General features: G+C 76.4%; 7 protein-coding genes. 1 reads left to right on the forward strand and 6 read right to left on the reverse strand.

The window, feature by feature from the left end:
• Positions 1-120 precede the first annotated feature (120 nt).
• The 3 genes from ACIO5D_RS09250 to ACIO5D_RS09260 are packed head-to-tail and all read right to left on the reverse strand — an operon-like array spanning position 121 to position 8,949.
• Positions 121-1,536 (reverse strand): DHA2 family efflux MFS transporter permease subunit, encoded by a 1,416-nt coding sequence (locus ACIO5D_RS09250; RefSeq protein ID WP_400794492.1) that lies wholly within the window; start codon positions 1,534-1,536, stop codon positions 121-123.
• Positions 1,521-1,718: an MbtH family protein gene (locus ACIO5D_RS09255; RefSeq protein WP_363604479.1), complete on the reverse strand. Its 198-nt coding sequence runs from the start codon at positions 1,716-1,718 to the stop codon at positions 1,521-1,523. The genes ACIO5D_RS09250 and ACIO5D_RS09255 overlap by 16 nt, the downstream gene beginning before the upstream one ends.
• Entirely contained in the window at positions 1,711-8,949 is a 7,239-nt protein-coding gene (locus ACIO5D_RS09260; protein ID WP_400794494.1) for an amino acid adenylation domain-containing protein, read from the reverse strand. The genes ACIO5D_RS09255 and ACIO5D_RS09260 overlap by 8 nt, the downstream gene beginning before the upstream one ends.
• 121 nt (positions 8,950-9,070) lie before the next feature.
• On the opposite strand from ACIO5D_RS09260, the gene ACIO5D_RS09265 reads away from it, so the two are divergent.
• A complete protein-coding gene (locus tag ACIO5D_RS09265) occupies positions 9,071-10,207 on the forward strand; it encodes a M20 family metallopeptidase (protein ID WP_400794496.1) in 1,137 nt (378 codons plus the stop codon).
• A gap of 66 nt (positions 10,208-10,273) precedes the next feature.
• Here the strand turns inward: ACIO5D_RS09265 and ACIO5D_RS09270 are convergent, their stop codons facing one another.
• From ACIO5D_RS09270 to ACIO5D_RS09280, 3 genes are read right to left on the reverse strand one after another with little or no spacing between them, the layout of a single operon-like run.
• Entirely contained in the window at positions 10,274-11,101 is an 828-nt protein-coding gene (locus ACIO5D_RS09270) for an AMP-binding protein (protein WP_363604475.1), read from the reverse strand.
• Positions 11,101-11,325, reverse strand: coding sequence for a phosphopantetheine-binding protein (locus tag ACIO5D_RS09275; protein WP_363604473.1), 225 nt, complete (start codon positions 11,323-11,325; stop codon positions 11,101-11,103). Before ACIO5D_RS09275 ends, ACIO5D_RS09270 begins: the two co-directional genes overlap by 1 nt.
• 5 nt (positions 11,326-11,330) lie before the next feature.
• A complete protein-coding gene (locus ACIO5D_RS09280) occupies positions 11,331-11,963 on the reverse strand; it encodes an isochorismatase family protein (RefSeq protein WP_363604471.1) in 633 nt (210 codons plus the stop codon).
• Positions 11,964-11,975 lie beyond the last annotated feature (12 nt).

The raw sequence follows: 11,975 nt of genomic DNA on the forward strand, positions 1-11,975 counted from the left end.
CGCCGGTCGGGACCGGCCGGCGGACCGTGAACGGCGACAGACGCGGGCCCGCCCCGAATCCGGGGGCGGGCCCGCGCCATACGGTTCGGCGGGTCCGGGCCTGCCGCCGCGTGGTGCCGCTCAGTCCAGCGGCGGCGGGCCGGGGGCCTCCTTCGGGAGGCGGGCCGCGACCAGGGCGCCGAGGGCCACGGCCCCGGCGGTGGCCAGCAGCGCCGCCCGGTAGGGGCCGGGCTCGGTGCCGTGGGTGCCGTCGTCGGCGAGGGCACCGATCAGGGCCGCGGTGACGGCGATGCCGAGGGCGCCGCCGAGGGTGCGGACGATGGTGAACAGGCCCATCGCCTGGCCCATGGCGGGCGGCGGCACCTCGGCGAAGCCGGCGATCTGGACGGTGAGCACCCCGGTGCCGAGAACCAGCCCGATGCCGAGCATCAGCGCCCGCACCGCCCAGGCGTTCCCGCCGACGCCCGGGACGGCCAGCGCCGCCAGGACGAGGGCCGCGAGCAGCAGTGCGGGCACGGCGAGACGGCGCGGTCCGACCCGGGGCAGCAGCCGGTCCACCACCTGCGAGGCCGCCATCAGGCCGATCGCCTCCGGGAAGACGCTCAGCCCGGCGTCCAGCGCCGAGGCCCCGAGGGCGGCCTGGTAGAGCAGCGGGAAGACGAACAGCGCGCCCATCAGCCCGGCCGCCGTCAGCAGGGCGAGCCAGGAGGCGGCGCCGAACACCCGGTCGGCGAGCAGCCGAAGGTCCACCAGCGGCTTGTCGGCCCGTAGTTGGTGCCGGACGGCGAGGCCGAGGAGGAGCAGTCCGAGCACCCCGCTGACCGCCACCGCCGGCGAGGCCCAGCCGTGCGCCGGGCCGAAGCCGAGCGCGTAGGTGAGCAGGCCGAGGCCGGGGGTGGCGAGCAGGAAGCCGAGGGTGTCGAAGCGGCCGGCCGGGGGCTCGCCCTCCGAGGCGAGGCCGATGGCGCCGATCAGCACGGCCGCCGCCCCGATCGGCACGTTCACCAGGAACAGCCAGTGCCAGGAGAGGTGTTCGGTGAGGAAGCCGCCGAGCGGCGGACCGAGGGCGGGCATCAGGGCGGTCGGCACGATCAGCACCTTGCCGAGCCCGGCCCGTTCGTGCGGCTCGAAGGCCCGGAAGAGCAGCGTCATGCCGACCGGGGTGAGCAGCCCGCCGGCCACGCCCTGCACCGCCCGGGCGGCGGAGAGCGAGCCCAGATCGGGGGCGGCGGCGCAGACGGCCGAGGCCGCCGTGAACGCCGCCAGCGAGCCCAGGAAGACCCGCTTGACCCCGAACCTGTCGCCCAGCCAGCCCGCCACCGGGAGCCCGACCGCGAGGCCAACCAGGAAGGCGACCTCGACGGCGTTGGCCGCGGAGACGGGGCGGCCGAAGTCCTCGGCGATGGTGAACAGGGCCGGGTTGACGATCGTCGAGTCCAGGCCGTTCATGCACATCGCGGCCGTGTAGACGACGACCACGGCGACGCGCCCCGCGAGGAGGGGGCGCGCCGGGGTCTCGGTTACCGGACCGGGCACAGATCGGTCCAGTTCTCGGTGATCCAGTCCAGGGCGCGGGCGCGCTCGCACGGCCCGTGGGCGACGGTCCAGCCGGCCGGGACGGCGGCGAAGGCCGGCCAGAGCGAGTGCTGGCCCTGGTCGTTGACGAGGGCGAGGAACTCGCCGTCACCGTCGAAGGGGTTGGCGGGGGCGTCACTCATGGGGCTGGTTCTCCAGGTGTTCGGCGACCACGCGCGCGATGTGCGCGATGGGGGCGGGCAGGGTCATGTCCTTGTGCGAGCAGGCGACATCGGTGTTGTCGATCCGGCCGGAGACGTACGGGGTCCAGGTCTCGGGGGTGAGCGTCTCGTCGATGGTGTCGACGGTGGCGCGGAAGAACAGCACGTCGCCGTCGAAGACCCGGTGGTCGTAGCCGCGCACCAGGTGGTTGGTGTTGAGGTAGATGTGGTTGAGCGCTTCCAGCGTGGCCTCGTCGAGCCCGGCCAGCGGGCTGCCCTCGCGGCGCAGCAGCGCGGTCACGGTGGCGAGTTCGAGCGGCTGCCCGTCGAGGTCCTCGGGGCCGTGGCCGCCCATGGTGAGCAACGCCTCCAGGGCTTCGGCCTGGTCGGGCACGGGCAGGTCGCGGAAGCCCTCGGCGGGGTAGGCGTCCAGGATGGCCAGCAGCTCGACGGCGCAGCCGAGTTCCTGGAGCCGGGTGGCCATGGCGTGCGCGATGATGCCTCCGGTGGACCAGCCGAGCAGCCGGTAGGGGCCGTCGGGCCGGACTTCGCGGAGCCGGTCGACGTAGTGCGCGGCCAGCTCCTCCAGGGTCCGCGGCAGCGGCAGCCCGGCGGTGGCGGCGCCGACGCCCTGGGCCTGGAGGCCGTAGATCGGCACGTCGGCGGGCAGGTGGCGGATCAGACCGGTGTAGCACCAGCTGAGGCCGCCGGCCGGGTGGACGGCGAACAGCGGGGCCTGCTTGCCGGGCCCGGCCGGGCGCAGCGGCAGCAGTACGTCCAGCGCGTCGGCGCCGTGGGCGTCGGAGGAGAGGGCGGACTCCAGGGCGGCCACGGTGGGGGCCTGGAACAGGGTGCCGATGCCGACCTCCAGGCCGAGGACGGCCCGGATCCGGGCGGCGAGGCGGACGACCAGCAGCGAGTGGCCGCCGAGGGCGAAGAAGTCGTCCTCCACGCCGACCGCCGGGACGCCCAGGACTTCGGCGAAGAGTTCGCGGAGCTGCTGCTCGCGCGGGGTGCGCGGTGGGCGGCCGGCACCCGCGGCCGGGGCCTCGGGGGCGGGCAGGGCGCGCCGGTCGAGCTTGCCGTTGGCGGTGAGCGGCAGCCGGTCCAGCAGGACGACGGCGGACGGCACCATGTGCGCGGGCAGGTCGCCGGAGGTGTGGGCGCGCAGGTCCTCGGCGGTGACGGGGCGGGCCGGGACGGCGTAGCCGACCAGGCGCTTGTCGCCGGGCACGTCCTCGCGGACGATCACGGCGGCGTCGGCGACGTCCGGGTGGGCGGCCAGCACGGCCTCGATCTCGCCGAGTTCGATCCGGAAGCCGCGGATCTTGACCTGCTGGTCGGCCCGGCCGAAGTACTCCAGGACGCCGTCGGCGCGGCGGCGGGCGAGGTCGCCGGAGCGGTACATCCGGGTGCCGCGCTCGCCGAAGAGTTCGGCGTGCGGGTCGGCGACGAACCGTTCGGCGCTGAGCGCGGGGCGGCCGAGGTAGCCGCGGGCGAGGCCGGCGCCGGCCACGTACATCTCGCCGGTGACGCCGGGCGGGACGGGCTGGAGGTGCTGGTCCAGGACGTAGACCCGTAGGTCGGGGATGTTGACGCCGATGGTGCTGCTGGTGCCGGCGGCGGCGCTCGCCCGGTCCAGGGCGATGTACGAGACGTGCACGGTGGTCTCGGTGATGCCGTACATGTTGACCAGCGTCGGGGCGTTGTCGGTGTGCCGCTCGTACCAGTCGTCCAGTCGGCCGAGTTCCAGTGCCTCGCCGCCGAACACCACGTAGCGCAGGGCGAGTTCACTGCCCGGGCGGTCCCGGTCGGCGGCGCTGAGCTGGTAGAAGGCGGACGGGGTCTGGTTGAGGACGGTGACGCGCTCGCGGGCGAGCAGGTCGAGGAAGGCGGCCGGGTCGCGGCTGACCAGGTGCGGGACGACGACCAGCCGGCCGCCGTACAGCAGGGCTCCCCACAGCTCCCAGACCGAGAAGTCGAAGGCGTAGGAGTGGAAGAGCGTCCAGACGTCCTCGGCGCCGAAGCCGAACCAGTGGTCGGTGGCGCTGAACAGCCGGACGACGTTGTGGTGGGTGACGGGCACGCCCTTGGGCCGGCCGGTGGAGCCCGAGGTGTAGATGACGTAGGCGACGTCGTCCGGGCGCAGCGGCCGGGTGCGCTCGTGCTGGGCCAGCGGGGTGGCCGGGTGGGCCGCCGGCTCCGGTCCGTCGACGAGGAGTTGGGGCACCTGGTGGGCGGGCAGCCGGGCGGCCGTGGCGGCGTCGGTGAGCAGCGCGGCGGGTTCGGCGTCGGCCAGCATGTAGGCGAGCCGGTCGGCCGGGTAGTCGGGGTCGAGCGGCAGGTAGGCGGCGCCGGACTTGGTGACGGCCAGCAGGGCGGTGACGAGCTCCGACGAACGCGGCAGCGCGAGCGCGACGATGGTGCCGGGGCCGATCCCCCGGGCGGCCAGCAGCCGGGCCAACCGGTCGGCGCGGGCGCCGAGTTCGCGGTAGTCGAGGGAGTCGTCGCCGCAGCTGACGGCGGTGGCGTCCGGGTGGGCGAGCGCCGCCGCCTCGAACAGCTCGGGCAGGGTGGCGCCGGGGACGGAGGTGACCGGCCGGCCGTTCCACTCGACCAGGGCGCGCAGCCGCTCCTCCTCACTGGTCAGCGGCAGCAGGCCGATCGTGGTGTCGGGCGCGGTGGCGGCGGCGGTGAGCAGCCGGGCGAGCCTGGCCGACAGGGCCTCGGCGGTGGCCGGGTCGAAGAGGTCGGTGCGGTACTCCAGGAAGCCGGCGATGCCGCCGTCGCGCAGTTCGCCCGCGTTGAGGGTGAGGTCGAACTTGGCGGTGCCGGACGGCACGGCGGCGATCCGGGCGGTGAGGCCGCCGCCGAGGGCGAACTCCTCGTCGGGGACGCTCTGCCAGGCCAGCATGGTCTGGAACAACGGGTGCCGGGCCAGTGAGCGCGGCGGGTTGAGCTCCTCGACCAGCCGGTCGAAGGGCAGGTCGGCGTGGTCGTGGGCGCCGAGGACGGCGGTGCGGGCGCGGTCGAGCAGCTCGCGGAAGGTGGGGTCGCCGGACGTGTCGGTGCGCAGGACCACCGAGTTGACGAAGTAGCCGACGAGGGAGGCGGTTTCGTCGCTGTCCCGGCCGGCGACGGGGGTGCCGATGGGGATGTCGGTGCCGGCGCCGTGCCGGGTGAGCAGGGCGGCGAGGCCGGCCTGGACGGCCATGAAGACGCTGGTGCCGGTGGTGCGGGCGAGCGCGGCCAGGGCGGCGTGGGCGTCGGCGCCGAGGGCGAACGGCACGGTGGCGCCGTGGTGGGCGGCGACGGGCGGCCGGGGGCGGTCGGTGGGCAGTTCGAGCTGGTCGGGCAGGCCGGCCAGGGTCTTGCGCCAGTGGTCGAGCTGGCGGACGGCGAGCGGACTGGGCGCTTCGGCGCTGCCGAGCAGCTGCCGCTGCCAGGCCACGTGGTCGGCGAACTGGACGGCCAGTGGCGGCAGTTCGGGTGCGCGGCCGGCCAGGCGGGCGGTGTAGGCGGCGGCCAGGTCGCGGGCCAGCGGGGTGGTGGAGGCGCCGTCCCCGGCGATGTGGTGGAGCAGCAGGAGCAGCGTGTGCCGGCCGTCGCCGTCCTCGAACAGGCTGACCCGCAGCGGCGGTTCGGCGGCCAGGTCGAAGGCGTACCGGACGGCCTCGGCGAGCGTCGGCCCGGTGTGCAGGGGGACGGTCGCGGGCGGCAGCACCCGCTGGTACGGCTCGTCGGCCCCGGGGTCGCCGGGCCGACGCTCGCCGCTCCCGGGCTCGACGTACACCGTGCGCAGGATCTCGTGCCGGGCCGCGAGGTCGGTGACGGCGAGCGCGAGGGCGTCGCGGTCGAGCGGGCCGGTGAGGGTGAGGACGAGCGGGATGTTGTAGGTGGGGCTGGGGCCTTCGAGCCGGTGCAGGAACCAGAGTCCGCGCTGGGCCGGCGAGAGCGGGGTGCGCTCCGCCCGCTCCACGGCGGTCAGGGCCGGGCGCGGCTCGGGTGCCGAGCGCTCACGCAGCAGGGCGGCGAGCGCGGCCGGGGTGGGGTGGCGGAAGACGTCGGCGAAGCCGACGGCGGCGCCGAGGGTGTCGCGCAGACGGGCGGCGAGGCGGCCGGCGAGCAGCGAGTGACCGCCGAGGTCGAAGAACCCGGCGTCCCGGCCGGGCACTTCGGGCAGGTCGAGCACGGCCGCGAACAGGCCGCAGATGACCTCCTCCTGCGGGGTCGCGGGGGCGGCCCCGGGCGCCGGGCCGTCGGCGGCCGGCTCGGGCAGGGCGCGGTGGTCGAGCTTGTCGTTGGCGGTGCGCGGCAGTTCGTCGAGGACGAGGACGGCGGCGGGCACCATGTGGCCGGGCAGCCGCTCGGCGAGCGCGGAGCGCAGGTGGCCGGCGTCGAGGGCGGCACCGGCGGCGGGGACGGCGTAGCCGAGCAGCCGCTTGCCGTGCGGGCCCGGGCGGGCGATCACCACGGCCTGGGCGACGCCCGGTTCGGCGGCCAGCACGGCGGCGATCTCGCCGGGTTCGATCCGGAAGCCGCGGATCTTCACCTGGTCGTCGGCGCGGCCGAGGAACTCCAGGGTGCCGTCGGGGCGGCGGCGGGCGAGGTCGCCGGTGCGGTACATCCGGCCGCCGGGCGGCCCGAACGGGTCGGCGAGGAAGCGCTCGGCGGTGAGGTCGGGGCGGCCGAGGTAGCCGCGGGCCAGGCAGGCGCCGGCCACGTACAGTTCGCCGGTGGCGCCGTCGGGCGCGGGCCGCAGCGAGCCGTCGAGGACGTAGGCGCGCGAGCCGCGGACCACCCGGCCGACCGGGGTGCCGTCGGGGCCCGGGGTCCAGGAGTAGGCGTCGACGGTGGTCTCGGTGGGGCCGTAGAGGTTGAGCGGGCGCAGGCCCGGCACGGCGGTGAGCCGCTGCCAGAGGGCGTCCGGGGTGGCCTCGCCGCCGACCGCGACGAGCGCGGGGCGGTGCCGGTCGTCGTCCAGCAGGCCCTCGGCGAGCAGGACTTCGAGGTAGGAGGGGGTGACGTCGAGATAGTCGATCCGTTCCCGGTCGACGTATCCGGCGAGGGCGGTCGGGTCGCGGTAGGTCTCGTCGTCGAGCAGGTGCAGCTCGTGGCCGTGGACCATCCAGAGCACCGGGTCCCAGGAGGCGTCGAAGGCGAACGAGGCGCTGTGGGCGACGCGCAGCCGCTCGCGACCGGTGCGCCGGACGGCGGGGGCGATGTGGTCCTCGCCGTGGCCGGCGTGCAGGTTGGCGAGCGAGGCGTGGGTGACGACGACGCCCTTGGGGCGGCCGGTGGAGCCGGAGGTGTGCAGCAGGTAGGCGGTGTGGTCCGGGTCCGGTGCGGGCAGCGGCCCGGCGGGCAGTGCGGCGAGCGCCGTGCGCTCCGCCGGGTCGTCCAGGACGACGGCGGGCAGCGTGCCGTCGCCGGGCAGTGCGGCGAGCGCCGCCGCGGTGCCGACGGCGCAGACCGGGCGGGTGTCGTCGAGGATGTCGGCGATCCGCTGCCGGGGGTGGGCGAGGTCGAGGGAGAGGCAGGCGCCGCCGGCCTTGAGCACGGCGAGCATGGCGACCAGGGTGTCGGCGCTGCGGGGCAGGGCGAGCGCGACGGGCGTCCCGGCGCGGACGCCGAGGGCGGCCAGCCGGTGCGCGAGTCGGTTGGCGGCGGCGTCCAGCTCGGCGAAGGTGAGGGCGGTTTCGCCGCTGCGCAGGGCGGTCCCGGCCGGGGTGCGGGCGGCCTGCGCGGCGAAGAGCGCGGGCAGGGTCAGCTCGGCCGGGGGCTCCTCGCGGCCGGCGGTGGCGCGGCGCAGCGTGTCGGCGTCCAGCAGGTCGATCCGGGCGATCGGCGTCTGCGGGTCGGTGAGCAGCAGGTCGGCGAGGCCGTCGAGGTAGCGGAGCAGGCCGTCCTGGTGGGCGTCGAGGGAGTCGGCGTCGTACCGGCCGGGGTGGGCGTCCAGGCCGAGGCGCAGCGCGCCGTCGGGGCCGGGCGAGGCGGCGAGCGCGAGGCCGTCGACGGGCCCGGCGGCGAGGTTGCGGACGGTACCGGGCAGGCCGGCCAGGTCGAGGTCGCGTTCGAAGGCCTTGATGTTGACCATCGGGCCGAACAGGGCGCGCCGGTCGCCGGTGCGGGCGAGGTCGCGGCGCAGGTCCTCCAGCGGGTAGCGCTGGTGGCGGCGGACGGCGCGGAGTTCCAGCACGACGCGGCGCAGCAGTTCGGCGGCGGTGTCCCGGGGGCGGACGGCGAGGCGCAGCGGCAGGATGTTGGCGGTGGCGGTGGGGGTGCGCAGGGCGGCGGGGCCGCGGCGGTTGGCGAGCGGCAGGCCGAGGACGACGTCCTCGGTGCCGGCGAGGCGGTGCAGGTAGCCGGCGGTGGCGGCGATGACCAGTTCGGCCCAGGTGGCGCGGGCGGCGGTGGCGGCGCGCTCCAGCCGGGCGAGGGTGCCGGCGGGCAGTTCGGCGGTGCGGCGCAGCGGCTCGGCGCCGGCGGTGGCTGCTTGGGCGGCGGCTTCGGCGGCTTGGGCGGAGGTGCCGTCCGGTGTGCCGGGCAGGGTGGCCGGGGCCTCGGCGCCGGCCAGTCGCTCGCGCCAGAACTCCCGGTCGGCGGCGTACTCCCGGCCCGACCGGTAGGCGGCCTCCTCCGCGGCGGTGTCGGCGGGGGTGCCGAAGGCGCGGTCGCCGGGCGGGGTGCCGGTGGCGTACGCGGTGTACAGCTCGGCGACCCGGCCGCCGAGGAGGGTGAGCGCGTAGGCGTCCACGACGAGGTGGTGGACGCGCTGGTACCACCAGTGGCGGTCGTCGGCGAGGCGGATGAGGACCTGGGTGAACAGCGGCCCCTCGGTGAGGTCCACGGGCCTGGCGAGGTCGGCGCGCATCCAGGCCTCGGCCTCGGCGGCCGGGTCGGCGGCGGCGCGCAGGTCGAGGCGGTGCAGCGGCCAGGTGTGGCCGGGGCGCGGGCGCAGGGCCGGGGTGCCGTCCCGGTCGGTGACGACGAGGGCGGTCAGGGCGTCGGCCTCGTCCAGGGTCCGCCGCAGGGCGTCTTCGAAGAGGTCGGCGTCGAGCGGGCCGGTGATCTCGACGGCGTCGCCGGTGTTGTAGACCGGGCTGTCGGGGTCGAGCGCCTGCGCGTACCAGATGGCCGCCTGGGTGGCGAGCAGCGGTACGTCGGCGGCGGGGGCGGCGACGGGGTCGGACGCGGCCTGGTGGCGACGCATGGTTCTGAGAGCTCCTCGGGTCCGGCGAACGAAACGCCTACTTAGGTTAGCCTAAGCTATCTACATACTGTCTGGTCAACAGCCCGGTGAAGCACGGGCCCTGACGCCTCCGGAGGCACCCTTGTCCACCCCGACCGACGTCAGAACGGCCCTGCGCGCACGCGTCGAGGCCCACCGGGACGAGCTGCTGACGCTCAGCCGGCGCATCCACGCCCACCCGGAGACGGCCTTCGAGGAACACCGCGCGGCGGCCTGGTGCGCCGACCTGCTGCGCACCCACGGCTACACCGTCACCGCGCCCGCGCACGGCCTGGAGACCGCGTTCACCGCGAGCACCGGCTCCGGGCCGGTCACCGTCGCCGTGGTCTGCGAGTACGACGCCCTGCCCGGCCTCGGGCACGCCTGCGGCCACAACCTGATCGCCGCCGCCGGGCTCGGCGCCGCCCTCGCCCTCGGACCGGACGCCCACCGGCTCGGACTGACCGTCCGGGTGATCGGCGCCCCCGCCGAGGAACGCGGCGCGGGCAAGGCCCTGCTCCTGGACGCGGGCGCCTTCGCGGGCGTGGACGCCGCGATGATGGTCCACCCCTGCCCGGTCGAGGTCGCCGACTTCCGCTCCTTCGCGCTCGGCACCCTCTCCGTGCGGTACACCGGCCGCGCCGCCCACCCCAGCCTCAACCCGCACGAGGGGCGCAACGCCGCCGACGCGCTCACCGTCGCGCAGGTCGCGCTCGGCCTGCTGCGCCAGCAACTCCCGCCGCAGTGGCGGGTGCACGGCATCACCACCGCCGCCGGGACGGCCCCCAACCTGATCCCGGACACCGCCACCGCCGAGTACGAGATCCGCGCCTCGGCGGCCGAGGACCTGACGGCGCTGCGCGAGCGGGTCGAGGCCTGCTTCCGGGCCGGCGCGCTCGCCACCGGTTGCGAGGTCTCGCTCACCCGGCCCGAGCCCGACTACCTGGACTTCCGCGGCGACCCGGGGCTGCTCGCCCTCTGGCGGGCGAACGCGGCCGCGCTGGGCCGCCCGGAGCCGGTCGAGAGCGGACCGTTCGCCTGCACCGACATGGGCAACGTCTCGCACGCCGTACCCGCGATCCACCCGGTGCTGGACATCACCGGCGGCGCCTGCGCCCCGCACGAGCCGGCCTTCGCCGAGGCCGCCGTCTCCCCCGAGGCCGACCGCGCCGTCCTGGACGGCGCGGTCGCGATGGCCTGGACGGCGGCCGACTTCGCGGCGGCCCGGCTCGGCGGGTAGCGGCCGGGCAGGCGGCTGCCCGGGCAGCCGCTCGGCGGGCGGCTCGGCGGCTTGGCGGGCGGCCGCTCAGCCGGTGGCCGCGACGGCCAGGTGAACGGGCGCCGGTGCCGGCCGCAGCTCACCGAGCACCGCCGGAGCCGCCCGCAGCGCGGTGACACCCAACTCCCGTACCAGCTCGCCGATCTCGGCCGGACTCTCCGGGTCGGCGAGCACCACGGCCGCCCCCGTACGCAGCGGCCAGAAGAACTCCCAGAGCGGCAGCCCGAGTTGCAGGACCCGGTCGCCGACGCCCAGCCCGTAGGCGGCCTGGAGGTCCCGCACCCGGCGGTCCACCTCCGCGTGCGCGACCGGGACGCCGGCCGGCCGGCCGCCGGGGCCGTAGCCCAGGCAGACGGGGTGCTGCGGGGTCAGCGCCCGTGGCGGGTCGGTGGCCAGCAGCCCGGCCAGCTCGCCCTCCTGCGGCCGGACGGCACCGGGCACGCCCTCCCCCAGCACACAGACCGGGGCCGCGTCCGCGAGCACCCAGGAGAGCCGGCCGGGGGCGTCGTCCCGGTCCAACGGCAGGTACGCGGCACCGGACTTGGCCACCGCCAGCAGCGCGGGCAGCAGCTCGGCCGGGCGGGTGAGCGCCAGGCCGACGACCGTGCCGGGGCGGGCGCCGAGGCCGGTCAGGTGCCGGGCCATCCGGTTGGCGGCCGCGTTCAGCTCGCCGTAGCGGACCACCGAGCCGTCGGCCAGCACCAGCGCGGCGGCACCGGGCGTCCGGGCGGCCTGCGCCTCGATCGGGCCGACCGCGGTGGTCGGCGGCCGCTTCAGCCCTGCGGTGGCAGGCCCGGCGGTGGCAGGCCCGGCGACGGGCGCGGCGGCCGTCCCGGCCACGAGCGCGGTGTCCATCAGGCCGCGCCGAGCAGCTCGGCCCAGGCCCCGACGGCCGGACGCTCGGCCAGCTGGAGGTAGGCCACCTCCGCGCCCTCGGCCCGCCAGCGCTCGGCGAGCGCCATCAGCCGCACCGAGTCCAGGCCCCAGTCCGCCAGGTTCTCGTCCAGCGGGATGTCCGCCGGGTCCTCTCCGAGCAGGTCCGCGACCTCGGCCCGGATGCGCTCCACGGTGAAGGCCATGCCCGTCACTTCCCTTCCAGCACTGCGTCGGTGGTGGTGACCAGGCCGCAGCGGCCGGCCACCCAGGAGAGCGCGGCACGGTGCTCGGCCTCGCTGAAGTCGGCGACCGCGTCGGCCACCACAAAGGCCTGGATGTCACGCATCCAGGCGTCGCAGGCGGTGGCCTGGACCCCGATGTGCGCGTACACGCCGGTGATCACCAGTTGGTCGCGGCCCTGCTCGCGCAGCAGTTCGTCCAGCCCGGTGCGGACGAAGGCGCTGTACTTCCACTTGGTGAGCACGGTGTCGTGGCCGGCCGGGGCGACGGCGTCGGCGATGGCCGCCGCGCGCGGGTCGTCCGGGATGCCCGGGCCCCAGAAGTCCTGCTGGAGGCCGCGCTCGGCCGGGCTCTGGCCGCCGGGCTGCGCCGAGTAGACGACGGGGATGCCCAGGCGGTCGGCCTGCCGGCGCAACCGGCCGACGTTCCCGAAGAGTTCGGTGACGGGAGCGGCGCCGGTGTCGAAGGCGTTCATGAAGTGGTTCTGCAGGTCGTGCACCAGCAGCACCGCACGGGACGGGTCGACCGTCCAGGCGACCCGGTTGGCCGGCAGGCCGTCGGCGGAGGGCATGGGATAGGAGGGGATGCGGGGCAGACCCACGGCGGTGCTTCC

The organism is Kitasatospora sp. NPDC087315 (assembly GCF_044744345.1).
Classification (GTDB): Bacteria; Actinomycetota; Actinomycetes; order Streptomycetales; family Streptomycetaceae; genus Kitasatospora.